The organism is Marinobacter lipolyticus, from assembly GCF_018424605.1.
Classification (GTDB): domain Bacteria; phylum Pseudomonadota; class Gammaproteobacteria; order Pseudomonadales; family Oleiphilaceae; genus Marinobacter; species Marinobacter lipolyticus_B.
Genome location: NZ_QTKT01000005.1, coordinates 53,238 through 73,534, shown reverse-complemented (window position 1 = coordinate 73,534; position 20,297 = coordinate 53,238). Strand labels below are relative to the sequence as shown.

Here is a 20,297-nt window from a genome sequence, read left to right as displayed (position 1 = left end):
GACCGAGAGTCGCTTCCACGGCGCGCCCTACCGCACTCTCCACGGGTATCACGAGACGTCTGACGAATGCAGAAAAAGAACACGACCGTACACCTTCTGATTCTTGACCCCTCACAGAACGACGCAGAATCTCTGGTCAGCCTGCTGAGGAATTCCGGGAAAGCCACCCGGGCTCACCGCATCACGTCCGAAGAAGATCTGGAAGAAGCCCTGAAAAACGGGAGCTGGGATCTGCTGCTGGCGCGGGACGTCGAGCAGGAGTTTGGTGCAGACGACGCGCTGGCGATGATACGCCGCATGGACAAGGACATTCCTTTCGTTCTGCTCACCGGCGACTACAGCCGGGAACAGACGGTGGCCATGATGCGGGCCGGCGCTCGTGACACGGTGCAGTTCGACTACACCGATCAGCTGGTGCTGGTGGTCAACCGGGAGCTGTCGGCCCTGGAGGATCGCCGCCGCCGGCGCGTGCTCGAATCCCATCTGCGGGAAGCCGAGCAGCGCTGCCAGCTGCTGCTGGAAAGCTCCAAAGACGCCATTGCCTACATCAACGACGGCATGCACATCTACGCGAACCAGTCGTACATGGAATTCCTCGGGTACGACGATATTGATGACCTGATCTGCATTCCCGTGCTCGACACGCTGAACCCGGAAAGCCAGGACAAGTACAAGGAGTTCATGAAGTCGTTTACCGAAAGCGGTGAAGACGGCATGACCCTGACCTGCACCGCCCGCCGCAGCGACGACCAGGAGCTGAACGTGGTGATGTCCGTGTCCGCCGCCACCTACGACGGCGAGGCCTGCACCCAGATTGTGCTGCAACCGGAACACAGTGACGCCGAGCTGGAAGAGAAACTGCGCCAGATCAGCAGCCAGGACCTGCTTACCGGGCTGTACAACCGTCAGCACCTGATGGATGCACTGGGCCAGGCGGTGGCCAAAGCCGGCAAGGACAACGAGAACGGCGCGCTGGCGTATATCGCGCTGGACAACTTTATGAGCCTGAAGAGCCAGGTAGGGATTGCCGGGGCGGATCTGCTGCTGGGTGATCTGGCCAACATGCTGCGGGAACACGCGCCGGAGAACGCCATTCTGGCGCGGCTGAGCGACGATGCATTCTGCCTCCTGTGCCAGCCAGGTGATGACAAGGCATTGGCCAGCCAGTGCGAGAGCCTTTGCAAAGCGGTGGAAGATCACCTGTTCGAAATCAACGGGCGTACGGTGCAGCTGACCCTCAGTATCGGCGTGGCAGCGATCACCGAGAACTCACCCAAGGCGCCGGATGTCATGGGCCGGGCCCACACCGCGTCGGCCGACCTCAAGAAACAGGACGGCCATGACCAGGGCAACGGCGTACTGATCTACAATCCGGCGGACTACGAGACCCTCGACGAGAGCAATTCCGCCGAGGCCATCCAGAAAGCGCTGGACGAAAACCGATTCCGCCTGCTGTTCCAGCCGATCATCAACCTCCGGGGCGAAGGCGAAGAACATTATGAGGCCTTTGTGCGCATGCTGGACAAGGAGGGCGAAGAAGTCTCTCCCTACGACTTCCTGCCACCGGCCGGCCCCTCGGACATGAGCATCAAGATCGATCGCTGGGTGATTCTGCAAACCATCAAGCAGCTGTCCAGCCACCGCTCCCGCGGGCACGATACCCGGCTGTTCCTCAACATCACCGCGGAAACCCTGGAAGACAAAACCTTCACGCCCTGGCTCAGCGTGGCCCTCAAGGCCGCCCGCCTGCCCGGCGACTCGCTGATCTTCCAGATCCGCGAAGGCGATGCCAACAACTTCATGAAGCAGGCCAGGGAGTTTGCCAAATCGGTGCGCGAGCTCCATTGCAAGGTCTCGATCTCTCAGTTTGGCTGTGCCCTGAACCCGTTCAACACCCTCAAGCACATCGACGTGGATTACGTGAAGATCGACGGCTCCTTCACCGAAGAAATCCAGAAGAACGAAGAAGCCAAGGAAGAGGTCAAGGAAATGGTCAAGAGCCTGCAGAGCGCCGGCAAGCTGACCATCATCCCGCTCGTCGAGAATGCCGGTGTGTTGGCAACGCTGTGGCAGGCCGGGGTGAATTACATCCAGGGCTACTACCTGCAGGCGCCGGTACCGGAAATGAACTACGACTTCGGGGATCACTGATCCCCGGTCGTTCAGAGCCCCTGGTTGCTTTCGCTCTCGCGGAAGCCGATCAGGTACAGGATCGCGTCCAGCCCGAGAGTGGATATCGAGTGACGGGCGGATTCCTTGACCAGTGGCTTGGCACGGAAGGCTACGCCTAATCCCGCCTGACTCAGCATCGGCAGGTCGTTTGCACCATCCCCCACCGCGATGACCTGCTCCCGGGAGATGTGCTCCTTGCGGGCAATTTCCAGCAGCAACTCCGCCTTGCGGTTACCATCCACGATCCGACCAGACACCCGGCCGGTGACCTTGCCGTTCGCAATCTCCAGCTCGTTGGCATAGATGTAATCAATGCCCAGCTTGCTCTGCAGATGACGCGCAAAGTAACTGAACCCGCCAGAGAGGATGGCGGTGCGGTAGCCCAGCGACTTCAGACTGCGAATCAGATGTTCTGCCCCTTCCGTCATTTTCAGACGCGCGGCAATACCCTCCAGCACGGACTCGTCCAGCCCCTTGAGCAACGCCAGACGCTCGGCAAAGCTCTGACTGAAATCCAGCTCGCCCTGCATGGCTCGTTCGGTGATCTCTGCCACCTGATCGCCGACGCCGGCTTCCCGCGCGAGTTCGTCAATCACCTCGGCTTCGATCAGGGTGGAATCCATGTCAAATACCACCAGCCGGCGGTTTCGACGGAAAATGGAATCTTCCTGGAAGGCAATATCCACATTCATCTCGCCGGCGATGTGCAGGAAATCCGCCCGCAACTGCTCAAGGTCCGAGGGTGTGCCGCGCACCGAGAACTCGACACAGGCGATGCGGTTCTCCGACGGATTCAGTGAGGGGCGGGCAGACAGCCGACTGATGTTGTCGATATTGAGACCATGACGTGCGGTGATGGCCGACACCCGGGCGATCTGCTCCGCCTTGATATCCCGCGACAGCAGCGTAACGATGTAGCAGGCGCGGTTTCTGGCCTCGGCCCAGGTCTGGTATTCGCGCTCGGTGATCGGCGCAAAGCGCACCTGCAGGTCCAGCGCATGCAGGCGGAACAGCAGATCGCGGATAACCGGGGACGATTTGGAGGCGTCCGGAATCTCGATAAGAATGCCCCACGTGAGATGATCGTGGATCACCGCCTGGCCAATATCCAGAATGCGAACGTCGTACTGCCCCATAATACCGGTGATTTCAGAGGTCAGGCCCGGCTTGTCGCGTCCTGAAACGTTGATCAGAACCAATTCACTCACTGTCGGTGAACTCCTCTTCAGCCGTGTTACCGGCGGCTGCGATTACGTCAATGCCATCCACCCGCTGCAACCCGCGGGGGAGCTTGTGGCCACGACGACCGCGCTCACCGAGGTAATGCTCCAGATCACTGAACTGCAGGCCCATCTTGCGCTTGCCGGCGCGAATTTCCAGATTGTCGTCTTCGGCAAACACCGCCACCGCGACGACGTACTCCTCGCGGTTCTGCACCCGCGCCGAGGGAATGCTGATGATCTTGTTGCCTTTACCCTTGGCCAGCTCCGGCAATTCACTGAGCGGGAAAACGAGCATCCGCCCCTCGTTGGAAATGGCGCCCAGGAACAGCGGCTTGTCGGTCGCCGGCACCACCACCGGCGGCATAATTTTCGCGCCCTTGGGCACGCTGACGACCGCCTTGCCGTTGCGGTTCTTGCTGATCATATCCTCAAGGGACGTCACGAACCCATACCCCCCGTCGGTGACCAGCAACACCTTGCGCGTGGGGTCCCCCATCAACAGCCCGGAAAACGCCGCGCCCGAGGGCGGATTGATACGGCCGGTCAGCGGCTCCCCCTGCCCCCGGGCAGACGGCAGACTGTGGGCCATCAGCGCATAGGCGCGCCCGGTCGAGTCAAGGAAGACGGCCTGCTGGTTGTTTCGCCCCTTCGCCGCCATGGCGAAACGGTCGCCGGACTTGTAGCTCAAGCCCTCCGGTTCAATGTCATGACCCTTGGCGGCGCGGACCCAGCCCTTTTCCGACAGGACCACGGTGACCGGGTCGTTGGACACCAGATCCAGGTCACTGAAGGCCCGGGCTTCCTCCCGTTCGACGATCGGTGAACGCCGCTCGTCGCCAAAGGTTTCCGCATCGGCCTGAAGTTCCGCTTTGATCAGTTCACGCAGACGATCTTCCGATCCCAGAATGGCCTGTAGTTCGTCGCGTTCGGCAGACAGCTCATCCTGTTCACCACGGATCTTCATTTCCTCGAGCTTGGCCAGATGGCGTAATTTCAGCTCCAGAATGGCTTCCGCCTGATCCGCCGACAGGCCAAAGCGAGACATCAATTCCGCCTTGGGCTTGTCCTCGGTGCGGATGATCTCGATCACCTCATCGATATTGAGGTAGGCGATCAGCAAGCCTTCCAACAGGTGCAGCCGTGCCAGCACCTTGTCGAGACGGTGCTGCAGGCGACGGGTGACAGTGGTGCGACGGAAACTCAGCCACTCCGTCAGCATGGTTCTCAGGCCCTTGACCCCGGGCCGGCCATCGTTACCGATGACGTTGATATTCACCCGGTAGGTTTTCTCGAGGTCGGTACTGGCAAACAGGTGCGCCATCAGCCCGTCCAGATCCACCCGGTTGGAGCGCGGCACAATCACCAGACGCGTCGGGTTTTCATGGTCGGATTCGTCCCGCAAGTCCGCCACCATCGGCAGTTTCTTGGCCTGCATCTGCTGCGCAATCTGCTCCAGCACCCGCGCTCCGGACACGTGATGGGGCAGATCGGTGACGACGATTTCACCACTTTCGCGCAGCCACCGCGCCCGCATCCTCAACGAGCCGCGGCCGGTCTCGTACATCTGGCGGATATCCTTGCGGGGGGTGATGATTTCCGCTTCGGTGGGGAAATCCGGCCCTTTTACGTGCTCGCAGAGATCGTCCACCGTCGCGTCCGGCTGATCAAGCAGGCGAATACAGGCGGCGGTGACTTCCCTGACGTTATGGGGAGGAATGTCCGTTGCCATACCCACGGCGATCCCGGTGGTGCCGTTCAACAGCACGTGCGGCAGCCGGGCGGGCAACACCGACGGTTCCTCCATGGTGCCGTCGAAATTCGGTACCCAATCCACCGTGCCCTGGCCCAGCTCACTCAGCAACACATCGGCGAACGGCGCCAGCCGGGATTCGGTATAACGCATGGCCGCAAACGATTTGGGGTCATCCGGAGATCCCCAGTTGCCCTGGCCATCCACCAATGGGTAGCGGTAGGAGAACGGCTGCGCCATCAGCACCATGGCTTCGTAGCAGGCGCTGTCACCGTGCGGGTGAAACTTACCCAGCACATCGCCCACTGTACGGGCGGATTTTTTGTACTTGGAAGTGGACTTGAGCCCCAGTTCGGACATGGCGTAGACAATGCGCCGCTGAACCGGCTTGAGACCGTCGCCGACGTTCGGCAGCGCCCGATCAAGAATGACGTACATGGAATAATCGAGGTAGGCCTTTTCCGTGTAGTCCCTCAGCGAAACCCGCTCAAAGCCTTCGTCCGTCGTCTGAAACTCTGGCATGGATGCCTCTTTTTACCTGTTGTGAATTCTGCCGGCGCTTGCTGCCCGTCAACCGATCACTGACCGGTCCGGATTTGAGGGCACATTATATGGACGCAAGCCGCGATACACCAATAACCACCACGCAATAGTTGGCATCGCGGCCACTACAAATGTCCTCGATAGCCATTTCCAATAGCGGAATTCCCGCATGGAGACTCTGTAATGCTGGCCGTATGCTCGCCAGACGTGGATAGATGACCGTTTTTCACCCTGAGCAAGCGGAACACTATGAAACCGAATATGAAAGCCTGCGGGCAAGCCATGGTTACCGCCCTTGTCAACGCGGTGCTCGCCCTGGCACTGATGCTACTCGTGGAATTCGCCATCAGCGGCACCTTTCAGGTAGCCGAACCCTATCTCTGGGCGGGCGTGTTGATCTGGCTGGTCATTTTTGTCGCCCAGTTCTGGCGTCAACGCCATCTCTGTCGTTCCGACGACCAACGCGTAATCCGAGGAACACAGGAATCTACTGACCTGCCCTGACACTCGTCGCTCATGGCATTACAGGCCCTTACAATTTGTATCCGTGAACCCCACCGTTGCGCTGCTATCTTTAGGGAAGTGTTCTCTCACTTTTCGAAAAGGTAAGCAGCCTCATGAATCTGAGCACCTCTCTCGGCCTGCGGACCAAGATTGCCCTGCCCTTTGCAATCTCCGCCATCGCGCTTGTCATCATTGGTCTTTTCAGTGTCCGAACGGCGCAGAATCTGGTCGCCGACACCGACGACATAGCCGACCGCTACCTCCCCGCCGTGAGTGAAGTGCTCAATGGCGACCGCGACCTGTATCAGGCCCTGGTCGCACAGATGGAAGCCATTGACGCTGCCGCCACCGGTGAGCCGGGTGGCGGCTTCGAAGACGAATTCAACGAGAACGTACAGCAGGCCAAAGACCGCATGGCAGAAGCCGCCAGACGGCTCGCAGGCACCGGCGTTGCCCCCATCATGACGGGATTCGATTCGGCGTTTCAGCGCTGGGAGCAGTCCGCCCGCAACACCATGGACATGGCATCCGCCGGAAATGCCTCGGCCGCCAGGACCCGCCTGAACGAGGAAAGCGCCCCACGCTACTCGGCACTGAGGCTCTATTATGACAAGGTCGGCGCCCACGCCGATGAACTGGCCCAGGGGCGTGCACGGGAGGCTTCCTCAGAGGGCCAGAGCAGCTCGGTGTTCATCCTGACGATTACGGTGCTCGCGGTGATCGTCAGCATCGCCCTCTTCCTCGCATTCATGAAGATGATCATCAAGTCCATCACGGTGCTCAGACAACAGCTCGATAACATCGCCCAGGGAGAGGGCGACTTGACCCAGCGCGTCCCCGTCGAGACAGACGACGATCTTGGCCGGCTGGCCACCAGCTTCAACCAGGTACTGGCCAATCTGCAGACGATGATCGGCGCGATCCAGCAGCTGAGCAGCCAGCTCGATGACGGTGCCCGGGAGCTGGCGACGGCCGCGCGGGAGAACAATGACGGCATCAGCAAACAGACCGACTCCATTTCCATGGTGGCCACGGCGGTCAATGAAATGCAAAGTGCCATCGAAGAGGTGGCCGGCAACGCCTCCCGCGCTGCCGAGGTAACCCGGGATGCCCAGGAAAAAGGCAACAACAGCGCCACCATTATTCGTAATTCCTCTGAGCAGGTGCAGAGACTGGCCGCCCAGATCAACAAAGCCGTGGAAGTCATTCGCAGGCTGTCCCAGGACTCGGAAAACATCACCTCGGTCCTGGATGTCATCCGCGGCGTTGCCGACCAGACCAATCTGCTGGCCCTTAATGCCGCGATTGAAGCCGCCCGCGCCGGCGAGCAGGGCCGCGGGTTTGCCGTGGTGGCCGATGAGGTGCGTACGCTGGCCAAGCGCACCCAGCAGTCCACTGAAGACATTCAGACCATGATATCGGCACTGCAGAACGGGGTGTCGGACATTGTCTCAGTGATGGAAACCGGCAGTAAGGAAGCCGTGGCCACCGAGAAACTGGCAAGTGAGGCGGAAAGTGAGCTCAACGGCATTCTTGTCGCTATGGCAGACATCAGCGACATGAACACCAGCGTGGCCTCGGCCACGGAAGAACAGACCCAGGTGGTGGATGAAATCAATCGCAGCGTGACCGAGATCAACGACCTTGCTGCAGAGAGCGCCAAGCGCTCAAAAGGCATTGACGCCATCGGCAAATCCCTGGCGGGCTTTGCCGATGAACTCAAGGGGCAGACGGGCCGGTTCCGGGTCTGACCCGGAACCGGCAGCTAACGCCAGCAGTGAACCTTACTGGCGAATGCCTTCTACTGAAATTTCAATGTGCACGGTTTCCGAGGCCTTGCCCAGGTCCATCGGAATGCCGAAGTCGGCGAGCTTCAGCTCGGTTTCCGCCTCAAAGCCCATGCGGTAGCCGCCCCAGGGGTCGTCACCGTGGCCCAGCAGCTCCGCCTCCAGGGTGATTTCCCGGGTGACGCCCCGCAACGTGAAATCACCGATGATATCGGCTTCGTCGCCATCGTCATCCAGCACAATTCGCGTGCTCTTGAACGTGGCTTCCGGGTACTCGTCTACGTACAGGAAATCCTCACTGCGCAGGTGCTTGTCGCGTTCGGCGTGATTGGAATCCACGCTGGCGGTATCGATGGTCACCTCCACAGAGCTGTTCTCCGGATTCTCGGCGTCATAGGTGAACTGACCATCAAAGTCGTTAAAACGTCCGTAGAGCCAGCTGTAGCCCAGGTGTGAGATCTTGAACGTGACAAACTGATGGGCGCCTTTGGTGTCAAACGCATAAGTACCACTGTGCTCGGACGCCTGAGCGGCGCCGATCAGTGACATGGACACGGCAGAAGCCAGCAGAAGTTTCTTCATAATGCATTCCCTTTTGTTGAGATTGCCCGCGCAGGGGCGTTCGATAGTTGATACGCAAATGCAGCGTCAGCGGTTGCTGCCCAGCATCCGGCGCAAGGTGTCGTCTTTGTCCAGAACGTGATGCTTGATGGCGGCCAGCCCATGGGCGCCGGCGAGAATGACAATGGCCCAGGTACTCCAGTAATGCACCTCGCCAGCAATGTCTTCCATGCCCTTGATCCGGCCCGTCAGTGAGGGAACATCAAACCAGTTGAACACACTGATCGCCGAGCCATCCGCGGTTGAAATCAAGTAACCGCTGACCATCACCACAAACAGCAGAACGTAAAGCAGGCCGTGGGCTACGTGAGCGAGCCGGATTTCCCAGCGCTGGTGACTCGGCAGCGGCCGTGGCACCGGGTTGGCCACGCGCCAGATCACCCGAAAAACAACGGCCAGGAACAGCAGGATGCCAACGCTGCGGTGAATATCCGGCCCCAGCCGGTACCACTCATCGTAGTAGGACAGCCCCACCATGTAATAGCCCAGACCGAACAGACCGAACACCGTCACCGCCACCAGCCAGTGAATCGCTATGCTGACAACACCGAAGCGGGTCGACGAATTACGTATCTGCATGAAAAGAAAAACCTCGTTCCCTGATTGGTGATGTTTCCTGATTCTTGAGTCTAGAAAGCCCGGGCCGCAAAACCAACCGGAATGTTTTGCATACGAAAGTCAGTTTTTCTGACCAACTATCCCACGTAAAGTTCAGCCGGCACCCGGCGCGGGCTGCATCCCGGCAAAGCGTTAAGTCTAAGGTCTGATACGGGTAATACGGATTGTTGAAATCCATCAGCAAGATAGAATTTGCACATACTTAAATACCCGCTTGGGTGACTCATTGACCGGAAGGCATAAACATGGAATTTGAATTCGACGAAAGCGTTGTAATCCCCAGCAACAACTGAACCGCCAGCGGCCTCCCAATGGCCGCTGCGGCCCTTTTCCCGGCCCGGATCGATCCCTCGCTTATCGATCATTTCCCAGTTTTTCACATTAACTGGTGGCAATATCCCCGCATTTTTGGCAATCTCCCCTCATCACAGGGCCACGTGACATTTTCTTAACAGGCACCTGTATTCTCTGTTTACAGTTCGACCAGCTCACGCTGCTGTCGTTGCATTCGTCAATAGACCAGAACCGCCTATGTCGCGAACCCTTCCTGAAACGTTGGCAGCACCGGATGTTGATTTGCTGTCCCCCATGCTCAACAAGGAAGGTGACTCTTGGACCGCGGACTATCAGGGCCTGACCCTGCGCACGGCGCTGCAACCCATATTCAGCATTTCCCACAAGCGGGTGGTGGGTTACGAAGCACTGATTCGCGCCTTTGATAACGACAACGCCGCCGTTCTGCCCCTGCACCTTTTCGGATTGCCAACCTCAAGCGCGGAAAACCTGCTGCTAGACCGGCTGTGCCGCTACCTGCACATCCGCAACTACACCGGCTTTCACGATCAGTTGAACTGGCTGTTTCTGAACGTGTCTCCCCAGGTTGTAACCAGCGGCACCCAGTCCGACTCCTTTTTCGGTCAGCTGCTGGAGAAAACCGGCCTGCCCCCGCATCGCATTGTGATGGAGATCGTGGAGCAGCCCACCGATGACGCCGACCGTCTGCGGGAAACCGTCGCCTACTATCAGAAGCTGGGCTGCCTGACGGCGATTGATGATTTTGGTGCCGGCCATTCCAATTTCGAGCGCATCTGGAATCTGTCACCGGACATCGTCAAGCTTGATCGCAAACTGCTGACGCGGGCGACCGAAGATCACAGGGCCAGGCAGATCCTCAATGGCATTGTGTCGTTGCTGCATCAGTCCGGCTGCCTGGTGTTGCTGGAGGGGGTGGAGACGCGGGATCAGGCGCTGATCGCCATTGATGCCGGGGTCGATTTTGTTCAGGGGTTCTATTTCAGAAAACCGAGCACGCTGTTGGCGGACATCCCGACACAGGCGGACGATTTCGATCATCTGCTCAGCGAATACAAGAGTCAGAGCCAGGTCAGGAGAGACCCGACCCAGCAGCTCACCCAGTTTTTTACGGGTTACTTCCAGGCCACCATCGAAAAGCTTAACCAGGGCATGGCCATGCCGCAGGCGTGCGCGCAACTGCTTGGCCACCCGACGGTGTCCCGCTGTTATCTGGTGGACAATAAAGGCGTTCAGATCGACGACACGCTGGTCTCCGATGCCATGGCAAACAGCCTTGACCCCAGATTCCGGCCGCTGGAGAGCACCACCAGTGCGGACTGGTACCGCCAGCAATACCTCCGCCAGGCCATCGCGCAGCCAGAGCGCCTGCAGGTGACCACACCCTACCTGTGTATTACCGGCGCCTATATGTGTGTGACCCTATCGCTGGGCTATTACTATCGTGGCGAGCTGCGGGTACTGTGCTGCGACATTCTGGCCAACCCCACCGACGGCATCAGACGCCAGGGCTGATGCCGTAGACGAGGCTGATCACGGTGACGGTCAGCAGCCCGATGAACAGGTTCATGGGCAGGCCCACTTTGACGAAATCCGAGAAGCGGTAACCGCCGGGGCCAAACACCATCATGTTGGTCTGGTAGCCCAGCGGCGTGGCAAAACTGGCCGATGCCGCCATCATCACCGCAATGACAAAGGGTTCTGCGGGCACCCCCAGGGACGTGGTCATCGACAGCACCACCGGGATAACCAGCACCGCCGCCGCGTTATTGGTAATCACTTCAGTCAGCACCGACACCGTGACATAGACCAGCAGAATGGTCAGCAGCGGATGACCGTCACTGACGCCCAGAATGCCCTCGGCCACATACCCCGCCGCTCCGGTCTGCTCAAGGGCCGCACCCAGTGCGAAGGCCGCAGCGATGGTCAGCACCACCGGCACATCCACCGCCTTCTGGGCCTGCCCCACCGAGCAGCAGCCACTGAGAATCATCAGCGACGCCCCCAGCAACGCCGCGTTAAGCATGCTTAAAAACCCACAGGCCGCTGCCCCCACCAGGACCAGCAGGATGCCCCAGGACAGCCAGGCGCGATCATGCCGGGGTGTTTCGGTTTCCAGATCGTTGATCAGCAGGAAATCCTTGTTGTAACGCTGGCGCGTAACGAAGGCCGGGCGCGCTTCCAACAACAGCACGTCACCGGGCTTCAGACGGATATTGCCAAGATTTCCGGACACCCGCTCACCGCCCCGGGCCACCGCCAGCACCACCGCACCGTAGCGGTCGCGGAAACGGGCGTCACGGATGGTCGAACCCAGTACTTCCGACTGCGGCGACAGCGCCGCTTCCACCAGCCGGCGTTCAGCGCGGTCCTTGCTCAGGCTGGGCTCATCGTCGTGAACGGAGGGGACGATACCGTTGATGCGCAACAGATCCGATATGGCCTGGGTATCCCCGGCGAACACCAGCCGGTCTCCGCCCTGCAACCGTTCCTCGGAAGGAACCGCCGTGACCACGCTGCCATCGCGCTCGATTTCCACCAGATACAACCGTTCCAGCTCCCGCAAGCCTGCTTCACCGACGCTTCGACCCACCAGCGGACCGTCGAAAGCGACGGCTACTTCGAGGGTGAACTCGCGCATCGAGCCGAACTTCTGCTGATCCTTGCGGTCCGGTAGAAAGCGCGGCAACACCAGCAGCATGACCGCCACACCGATTACCGCCACCGGCAGCCCCACCGCCGTGATGGAGAAGATAGAGAAGCCCTTTTCGCCGGTCAGTTGCTGGTATTGCCCGTTGACCACCAGGTTGGTGCTGGTACCGATCAGCGTCAGGGTGCCGCCAAGAATGGCCGAATAGCTAAGGGGGATCATCAGTTTGGACGGGGCGATACCAATCTTGCGGGACCAGGCGTGAATCGCCGGAATCATGGTGGCAACGACGGGGGTGTTATTGAGGAAGCCGCTCAGCAGCGATACCGGAATAGCAATGCGGGCCTGCGCCGAGCGCACACTGCGGGGTGAACGCAGCAAATGGTTGACCACGAGATCGACGCCGCCGGAATGATGAATACCCGCAGCCACCACGAACATGGCGACCACGGTGATCAGACCGCTGTTACTGAAGCCGGCCAGGGCCTGATCGGCGGAGACAATGCCACTGGCACTGAGCACCACCAGCACCCCCATCATCACCAGATGGGGGCCGAACCGGCCCACACTCATCAGTATCAGCGCCACACCTGCCAGACTCAGCGAAAACCAGCCCTGCCAGTCCATACATCCTGCATCCTAACGATAAAGGACGCAGGATAACGGCTTTGCCGAATACTTAGAAAGAATAAAGGATGCTTTTTAAAGCACTTTCAGCAATATCAAACTTCGATATCGGCCATATTGCCGTAGGTTTCCAGCCACACCCGGCGGTCAGACGCACGCTTCTTGCCCAGCAGCATATCCATCCGGCTGTCGGTGTCGTCGCCGTCCTCAATGGTCAGCATGACCAGCCGGCGGGTATCCGGCGCCATGGTGGTCTCGCGCAGCTGCAACGGGTTCATCTCACCAAGGCCCTTGAAACGGGTGGTCTGGATCTTGCCACGGCGGTTTTCCGCGGCCAGACGATCGAGGATGCCCTGCTTTTCGTGCTCGTCCAGTGCGTAGAAGGTTTCCTTGCCAAGGTCCACCCGGTACAGCGGTGGCATGGCCACAAACACGTGCCCGGCAGCAACCAGCGGGCGGAAGTGTTTGACGAACAGCGCGCACAGCAGCGTGGCGATGTGCAGGCCATCGGAGTCCGCATCCGCCAGAATACAGACCTTGTTGTAGCGCAGGCCGGCGAGGTCGTCCGAACTCGGGTCCACGCCAATGGCCACCGCAATGTCGTGCACTTCCTGGGAGGCCAGAATCTCACCGGAATCCACTTCCCAGGTATTGAGAATCTTGCCCCGCAGCGGCATGACCGCCTGGAACTCACGATCCCGGGCCTGCTTGGCGGAACCACCCGCCGAGTCACCCTCCACCAGGAACAATTCCGAGCGGGCAGTGTCACTGCCGGAGCAGTCGGCCAGCTTGCCGGGCAACGCCGGGCCCGAGGTCACTTTCTTGCGCGCCACTTTCTTCGACGCCCGCAGCCGCTGCTGAGCGTTGCTGATAAACAGTTCGGCCAGGATTTCCGCCACATCGGTGTGCTGGTTCAGCCACAGGCTGAAGGCATCCTTGACCACGCCGGAGATAAACGCCGCCGCTTCCCGGGACGACAGCCGCTCCTTGGTCTGTCCGGAGAACTGGGGTTCCTGCATCTTGAAGGACAGCACGTAGGCGCAACGCTCCCAGATGTCCTCCGGCGACAGCTTGACGCCCCGGGGCAGGATGTTGCGAAACTCGCAGAATTCCCGCATCGCCTCCAGCAGACCGGTGCGCAGGCCGTTGACGTGAGTACCCCCCTGCGCCGTCGGAATCAGGTTAACGTAGCTCTCCATCACCGCTTCGCCACCTTCCGGCAGCCATTGGAGGGCCCAGTCTACCGCTTCCTTGTTACCGGAAAAGCTGCCGGTGAACGGCTCCAGCGGTACCGCCTCAATGTCAGCCAGCGCGGTGCGCAGATAGTCCCGCAGCCCGTCTTCGTAACACCACTCGTCCTTCTCGCCGGTTTTCTCCTGCACGAAAGTCACCGTCAGCCCCGGGCACAGCACCGCCTTGGCCCGCAGATTATGGCGCAGGCGACTGACCGAGAAATTGGGACTGTCAAAATACTTGGCGTCGGGGGTGAACTTCAGGCGAGTGCCGGTATTGCGCTTGCCAACGGTGTCCACTACTGCCAGCTCGGTGGCTTTTTCACCGTCCGCAAAGGTCATGCGGTGCAGCTGGCCATCGCGCTTGATGGTGACTTCCAGGTGCGTCGACAGCGCGTTGACCACCGACACCCCGACCCCGTGCAAGCCACCTGAAAAGTTGTAATTGCCCTGGGAGAATTTGCCGCCGGCGTGCAACCGGGTAAGGATCAGCTCGACCCCCGGCAGCCCCTCTTCCTTATGCAAATCCACTGGCATGCCGCGACCGTCGTCCTCCACACTCAGCGAGCCATCGCTGTAGAGCACCACATCAATCCGGCGGGCGTGCCCGGCCAGCGCCTCGTCCACACTGTTATCGATCACTTCCTGCGCCAGGTGGTTGGGACGGCTGGTGTCGGTGTACATGCCCGGACGCTTGCGGACCGGATCAAGACCACTCAGGACTTCAATGGCATCGGCGTTGTATTGTTGCTGGCTCATAGGCAGGAAGGAACTCCGCGGATTTGTTATCAAACTGGCCCATAGCTTAGGGATTCGCGGAGAAAGATCAACGGTTGTTTTGTGCCGGTGTGATGGGACGATCAGCGCTCGCGGGTCAGGGTCTTTATACCGGCGCCGGACACGGTGAGCCGCTTCCAGTTCGCGGGCGTCACCGCCATCACTGCGCAGGGCGTGGTCAGCACCTGGGTCACCATGGCATCGGCGGCCGGCTGCCGGACGCTGACGCGAACTTCCAGAACGCCATCGCGGATCACCGAATCCTCCAGAGTAATGCCGTAGCCTCCTGTCGTTTTCTGCCCCAGACTCACCAGTAGCAGATGCTCGCGCTCGAAATCCACGGCTTTCAGGGAGTCCAGGGGTAGATTCCGGGTGGGCAGGCCGGACAGCCGTTCTACCTGCGCCACGTTATCGAGGTAAACCAGACCCGGCGCTGCCAGCCCGCAATGGTCCGACTGGGTCAATTGCCGCACCAACGGCGCACCCTCCGCCGTTTCCGAATAATTCGATGCGCAGCCGGCTAAAAGAAGACTCAAAAAAAGGGAGCCTACAGCTCGACTGACGGGAAGCTTCACGATGGACCTCAAGGTTCTGCACTCCTCCTGCGCACCGGCTCGTCGCCAGCAGGGACGGTTCTCAGGCGGTATCCCTTGAAGCCAATTCGTGGCCCCCCGAGTGAACTAATTGCGGGCCGCTGAAAGCTCGTGCTCATTCTCAGAGAACTCAAGGACTCATCACCAATCTGCAAAGGTTGTGGTAGTCCGTTAACAGGGTACTCAGCACAGGCTTCACCGCTTTCACAAATCAGCCCATTATTATCGATGTCCGTGCCCGCAACCAGAAAGTAGCTACCTGGTTCAACGTCGCCAAATTCAAAACTGTACTGACCGCCATTGGCCGTAGCCACCGTCTGATACCCCGTGGACCGGCTCTCATCATCAGAGACCAGCAACACGTAATGCCTGCCCGCGTTGCGTTCATCTCCTGGATCAATGAGCCTCGCGTTGACGGAGATGGATAGTGTTCTGTCAGAGCCATCTCCCTGATAGTCTATTCGCAGTTCCGCAGTATCGTTCTCGGCTTGTTCGAGCAACGCCTCATTAAGGCTCACCGTAATCGACGAAGGTGGCGGGGAACCTATCTGGAGCTCCTCCCCCAGCTCCAACCAATTTTCGCCAGAATCAATTCCGGTTACAACGAAATCCGCACCAGAGGGGTAGCGGTTCAGCGAGAGTTCCTGCTGATTGTTCGCTAGGTTAAGCGCAACAACAGGTGGCGAGGAAGCGAGCACCGCAGGAATCGCCCCATTGAGGGCAGCATCGACTGATTTTACAGCATTGATCAGGCCCGCGCCGTATTCGAATTCCTGACCAACAACGTCTGTCAGTTCGCCAGCCAGCAGAAGAGCAAAGAAGTCTTCTGCATCTAAAGCAGCATTTTCTGCCTTCATCAGGGCAAACACCCCTGACACATGCGGAGCAGCCATAGAGGTGCCTTGCAGTAGATTATAACGGGGTTCAAAAACGCCGTCGTCGTCCGAGCCCCAGGTACTCAAGACCAGATCAGCACTATTATCTAAGTTGGCATCGCGGCCCGCATCTCCTCCGGGTGCGACAAGATCGACGGAAGGACCAACATTCGAGTAAGAGGCGCGTACTCCCGCCCCATCTACTGCACCCACACCCACAACATTGTCGAAAGCGGCGGGGAAAGTAGCCTCGTCAGTACGCTGATTACCAGCTGCAGCTACCACCAACTTGCCGGCGTTATGGGCTGCATTGATAGCATCTTCCAACTGGTCGTTGGGGCCCACACCGCCAAGACTCAGATTGATCACGTCAATTTCTGGCCTCGAAGCTGCCCAGGCGATGGCATCGATAAGGTCACTGAGTGAACCCGTGCCACCTTCGCCTAAAACGCGGACAGGAATCAGGTCAGATTGGTTAGCGACCCCCACGCCCCCTTCACTGTTATCTACCCCGGCAACGATACCTGCAACGTGGGTTCCGTGAAAACTACTGCTAGTCTGACCATCTCCGGGATCAGCGGGGTTCTGATCGCGGCCCGGCTGATTGTCCAGATCATTGTCGGAACTAACGTAATCAAGTATCTGGCCACCAATGGTAAGCACATTATCCTGAAGATCCGGGTGCCAATTACCGATGGTATTCGGCGAACTGCTGAACAAACCTGTATCCAGAACCGCCACGCCAACGCCCGATCCGGCACGAGGGGCGGCTTGCCAGGCCACGGGCAGATTAATCAGCGGATAATGCCATTGGCGATTATAGAGGGGATTGGTAGCCGGCGAGAGGCTTTGAACGCGATATAGATAATTTGGCGAGGCAGAAACCACGTCAGGTTGTGTTTGCAGTTGACGAATCCAATCCATGGTTTCGGACCGGGCATTAACCGTCATGCTCATCGACTGAAAAACAGGGCGGCGGAGGTGCCACACTCCCGGCCGAAGTTCCCTGGCCGTTTCCGCTGACAGGGCCGTTGCCATTGCCTTCGCGCTGTTTCCGAATGTGTGTCCAGCGCTGGCCGTGACCACGGCCTCACCCGGAACAAATTCGGGCTCTGCGTAAGACGTATTCATTACACTACTGGCGTTTCGGTCTGCGCCTATCAACACGTAGCGGAACGGCCCCCCAGACTCCGCACTTACACGTATCACGTGTTCGCCGGCTGGGGATTCGATAATGTGAATGAATGGCTGTGGGGTGGCCAGATCATTACTGTCGAACACCGCTCGGTTACTGCTATCAAAAACCTGCAACCGCGGCTGCGGTTGACTCACGCGGGAGTCACTGAAAACTTGCAGCGACACGCGGTCACCAGGACGGAAGTCTGCAGCGTAGTAATCCTGGTTATCAGCCTCGAAATCAAATTGGGCATTATCTCCCGCCCTGAAGGGGTATGTCCCCGTCTCTGCACTCAAATACCCGCCTACAATCCCCGTTACGGGAAGTAGTTGCGCTTCATCATCACAGTTATTGCTCGAGGCTTGATTCAGCCTTAAATCGTCGGCTGTATCGACGTCGACCCGGGTTTGACTTTCTATTTCAATGACACCACTTACCTGTACTGCTGAAGCACCAATCGTGCTTTCCCCAATATTGGCAGTTTCGCCCAAACATCCGGAGGAGCTACTGGAACTCCCGCCTCCACCACCTCCGCACCCAACCAGAAAAAGAGCGCTTAGTAATAAAGTCAGGTGAACACCATGCAGCCCATTCATTGTTCTATCCAGCACCTGTCATCGAAGAGAATTGTATTAACAGAAACATACACCATATAAATTACTATTAGATCACGCTTTGTGTTGTGGTTACGTTCCAGATCTTTGCCCGGATGCAAAAAACCGCCGACAGGTTACCCCAGCGGCGGCTTCCGATGTGTTAACTACAGCCGGTTTACAAAGCGTAGAACAACATGGGCACGAATGCGGTCAGCAGCAGTGTGGGCCCCATCACCACCAGCGGCAGCAGCAGGCGCTCATAACGATGCCAGAAGGAACCGGTACGTTCCGCCGCCAACACTTCGGTTTCGCCGACCACCTGACGGGTCAGCAGATGGTTCAGCGCCACCGGCGGGCTCAGATAACCCAGCTCAAAGGCCACCAGGCACACGATCCAGAAATGCAGCGGATCAATACCCAGCTGGATAGCAGGCTGGGCAATCGTTGCCGATACCAGGATAACCGCACCGAACGGGTCCATCACCATGCCGATCACGGTGAGCATTACCACGATCACCAGCATCGCAATCCACGGGCTGGTCAGATCCTCCGGGAACAGTGTGTGTACGATGTCCGAGCGCTCCAGGATACCGCCGAGGCAGATCGAGAAGCCGATCAGCGCCAGCAGCGCGCCAATATGCACGGCAGAGTCGCTGGCCGCCGCGGTGCTGCGGGTCCAGAATGCCCGGGCGCGGCTTTGCCCCTCGTCCCGGCTGTCCTTACCGGCATCCAGGTAGACCAGTGCCAGCATGACCAGCGGCAGGATCATCGGCGCGCTGTATTCATTGAAGCCCAGGCCCAGAATTACCCAGATGCCGAGGATAACCGCCAGGGCTACCGCCGCGTATGGCGCTAGCGGCCTGAACTGCCTAATGGACTCGCGGAAGGCGCCCGGCGCCGGGCGCGGCCGCCAGTTGCCCTGGGTTTTGCAGACGATCACCGAGAACAGCGTGGCCGAGAACATGAACACCCAGAAGCCCCAACCGTACATCTCAGAAGTGGTGACTTCCTTGTTGAGCGCCGCCACCACCACAATCAGCAGGCAGGGGTTGAGCACCACACCCAGACTGCCCGACATGGCGGTTGTCGCCAGCGACAGCTGGCGACCGGCGCCGGCCCGACGCAGCTCGTCGTAGACCACCCCGCCCACAGCCAGAATGAAGATCCCCGATGCCCCGGTGAACGCGGTCGGGAATGCGGTGGCAAAGATCATCACCGAGGCCAGCATGGGCGCCGGCAGCTGGAATGGCTTGATGGTGTTGAGCAGCAGTTCGGGTATCCGCGTCTGCTTCAGTGCCATCCCCACCAGTACATACAGCCCGATGTTTATGAACATCGACGACAGGTTCGTCATCATGTTGAAGTAAATGGCCAGGCCTGATGAGTAGCCGTCCACCAGGAAGAAGTAGCTCATGGCAATCAGGCCCATGACGCAGTACAGCGGCACCACCAGACCGGAGGAAGCGCTCAGGCTTCCCGGCTTCATACGCTCGGGAACGTTTACGAAGCGCACCAGGTTGATAATCATGAACAGCCCGAACACCGCCGCCCAGGCATACTGAAAGACGATGGTGTCCTCGGTGCCCGGCGAATTGGCGAGCCTGCCAATGTACGAATAGAGCGAGAACACCATCAGCCCGTTCACGGCCAGTTGTGCGCCCTGGCTCAGGCGCCATTCGGCCCGGTTACGGGGCAGGCGCAGCGCAATGTGATCCGCGTCCAGTGCAGAGATCGCCGCGGCCATGGCGAACATGGCAATGAACAGGAACTTGGTCAGCTCAATGTTTTCCAGCAGGAACGAAGCGAACCCCTGCTCGACCGTTTTGAACACCGACAGCGCCGCCGTGGCGTGTTTCTGGTTCTCCGCGAACATCTGGTGCTTCTGTTCGCACAGGGCCAGATTGCGCTCCAGCGACTCGCGAATGGCGCCGGCATCCGGCGGAGAACTGAACAGATCATCCGGGTCGGGTTCGTACGCATTCATCCGTTTGCGCACTTCCGCCTCAACATCCATTGTCATGTTGCAGGTCGGCTCAGTCGCATCCGGATTGAGCAGATAGTAGTTCGGCCAGGTTTGCTCCCCCACCCAGAGCATTCTGGAGTGGAGGGAGTTGCCCATGCCAAGCAGCAGGGTGAAGATCAGCAGCAGCAGGAGAATGACCCCGTGCGACCGGTGCACGGGGTACAGAGTTCTCGACCCTGCTACGGAAATTGCTCGCCAGTTCATGAAGGATCAGCCT

General features: G+C 59.2%; 13 protein-coding genes. 4 read left to right on the top strand and 9 right to left on the bottom strand.

The features are described 5' to 3' along the window. Window positions 1-66: 66 nt before the first annotated feature. The gene (locus DYI22_RS08870; protein ID WP_213477710.1) at window positions 67-2,151 is read left to right on the top strand and encodes an EAL domain-containing protein; all 2,085 of its coding nucleotides are present in this window, start codon (window positions 67-69) and stop codon (window positions 2,149-2,151) included. Window positions 2,152-2,162: 11 nt separating this feature from the next. Here DYI22_RS08870 and serB read toward each other — a convergent pair whose 3' ends face one another. Both serB and parC read right to left on the bottom strand, forming a co-directional pair. Then, window positions 2,163-3,380, bottom strand: coding sequence for a phosphoserine phosphatase SerB (gene serB, locus DYI22_RS08865; protein WP_213477709.1), 1,218 nt, complete (start codon window positions 3,378-3,380; stop codon window positions 2,163-2,165). Then, window positions 3,373-5,667 carry a DNA topoisomerase IV subunit A gene (gene parC, locus DYI22_RS08860; protein ID WP_213477708.1) on the bottom strand — a complete coding sequence of 765 codons (2,295 nt, stop codon included), beginning with the start codon at window positions 5,665-5,667 and terminating at the stop codon, window positions 3,373-3,375. Before parC ends, serB begins: the two co-directional genes overlap by 8 nt. A 270-nt stretch (window positions 5,668-5,937) precedes the next feature. Here parC and DYI22_RS08855 point away from each other — a divergent pair, with 270 nt between their 5' ends. Together DYI22_RS08855 and DYI22_RS08850 are read left to right on the top strand one after the other, a co-directional pair. Continuing rightward, window positions 5,938-6,192, top strand: coding sequence for a hypothetical protein (locus tag DYI22_RS08855; protein WP_213477707.1), 255 nt, complete (start codon window positions 5,938-5,940; stop codon window positions 6,190-6,192). A gap of 113 nt (window positions 6,193-6,305) precedes the next feature. Further along, entirely contained in the window at window positions 6,306-7,943 is a 1,638-nt protein-coding gene (locus tag DYI22_RS08850) for a methyl-accepting chemotaxis protein (protein WP_213477706.1), read from the top strand. A gap of 33 nt (window positions 7,944-7,976) precedes the next feature. Here DYI22_RS08850 and DYI22_RS08845 read toward each other — a convergent pair whose 3' ends face one another. Further along, on the bottom strand, window positions 7,977-8,561 hold the full coding sequence (locus DYI22_RS08845) for a YceI family protein (protein ID WP_213477705.1): 585 nt from the start codon (window positions 8,559-8,561) through the stop codon (window positions 7,977-7,979). 66 nt (window positions 8,562-8,627) lie between these two features. Further along, window positions 8,628-9,179, bottom strand: coding sequence for a cytochrome b (locus tag DYI22_RS08840; RefSeq protein WP_213477704.1), 552 nt, complete (start codon window positions 9,177-9,179; stop codon window positions 8,628-8,630). Between the two features lie 570 nt (window positions 9,180-9,749). On the opposite strand from DYI22_RS08840, the gene DYI22_RS08835 reads away from it, so the two are divergent. After that, entirely contained in the window at window positions 9,750-11,045 is a 1,296-nt protein-coding gene (locus DYI22_RS08835; protein WP_213477703.1) for an EAL domain-containing protein, read from the top strand. Here the strand turns inward: DYI22_RS08835 and DYI22_RS08830 are convergent. From DYI22_RS08830 to DYI22_RS08810, 5 genes are all read right to left on the bottom strand, one after another. Next, the gene (locus DYI22_RS08830) at window positions 11,029-12,807 is read right to left on the bottom strand and encodes an SLC13 family permease (protein ID WP_213477702.1); all 1,779 of its coding nucleotides are present in this window, start codon (window positions 12,805-12,807) and stop codon (window positions 11,029-11,031) included. The genes DYI22_RS08835 and DYI22_RS08830 overlap by 17 nt on opposite strands. A gap of 95 nt (window positions 12,808-12,902) precedes the next feature. Beyond that, entirely contained in the window at window positions 12,903-14,798 is a 1,896-nt protein-coding gene (parE, locus tag DYI22_RS08825) for a DNA topoisomerase IV subunit B (protein WP_213477701.1), read from the bottom strand. A 101-nt stretch (window positions 14,799-14,899) separates the two neighbouring features. After that, window positions 14,900-15,289 (bottom strand): protease complex subunit PrcB family protein, encoded by a 390-nt coding sequence (locus DYI22_RS08820; RefSeq protein WP_213477700.1) that lies wholly within the window; start codon window positions 15,287-15,289, stop codon window positions 14,900-14,902. Window positions 15,290-15,399: 110 nt separating this feature from the next. After that, a complete protein-coding gene (locus DYI22_RS08815; protein ID WP_213477699.1) occupies window positions 15,400-17,952 on the bottom strand; it encodes a S8 family serine peptidase in 2,553 nt (850 codons plus the stop codon). Window positions 17,953-18,232: 280 nt separating this feature from the next. Then, complete coding sequence (locus DYI22_RS08810) at window positions 18,233-20,284, bottom strand: TRAP transporter large permease subunit (protein ID WP_213477698.1); 2,052 nt, start codon at window positions 20,282-20,284, stop codon at window positions 18,233-18,235. Window positions 20,285-20,297: the final 13 nt, after the last annotated feature.

Coding starts and splice junctions, on each gene's coding strand:
- DYI22_RS08870 (WP_213477710.1), top strand. CDS start 67: ATGCAGAAAAAGAACACGACCGTACACCTTCTGATTCTTGACCCCTCA.
- parC (WP_213477708.1), bottom strand. CDS start 5,667: ATGCCAGAGTTTCAGACGACGGACGAAGGCTTTGAGCGGGTTTCGCTG.
- DYI22_RS08855 (WP_213477707.1), top strand. CDS start 5,938: ATGAAACCGAATATGAAAGCCTGCGGGCAAGCCATGGTTACCGCCCTT.
- DYI22_RS08850 (WP_213477706.1), top strand. CDS start 6,306: ATGAATCTGAGCACCTCTCTCGGCCTGCGGACCAAGATTGCCCTGCCC.
- DYI22_RS08845 (WP_213477705.1), bottom strand. CDS start 8,561: ATGAAGAAACTTCTGCTGGCTTCTGCCGTGTCCATGTCACTGATCGGC.
- DYI22_RS08840 (WP_213477704.1), bottom strand. CDS start 9,179: ATGCAGATACGTAATTCGTCGACCCGCTTCGGTGTTGTCAGCATAGCG.
- DYI22_RS08835 (WP_213477703.1), top strand. CDS start 9,750: ATGTCGCGAACCCTTCCTGAAACGTTGGCAGCACCGGATGTTGATTTG.
- DYI22_RS08830 (WP_213477702.1), bottom strand. CDS start 12,807: ATGGACTGGCAGGGCTGGTTTTCGCTGAGTCTGGCAGGTGTGGCGCTG.
- parE (WP_213477701.1), bottom strand. CDS start 14,798: ATGAGCCAGCAACAATACAACGCCGATGCCATTGAAGTCCTGAGTGGT.
- DYI22_RS08810 (WP_213477698.1), bottom strand. CDS start 20,284: ATGAACTGGCGAGCAATTTCCGTAGCAGGGTCGAGAACTCTGTACCCC.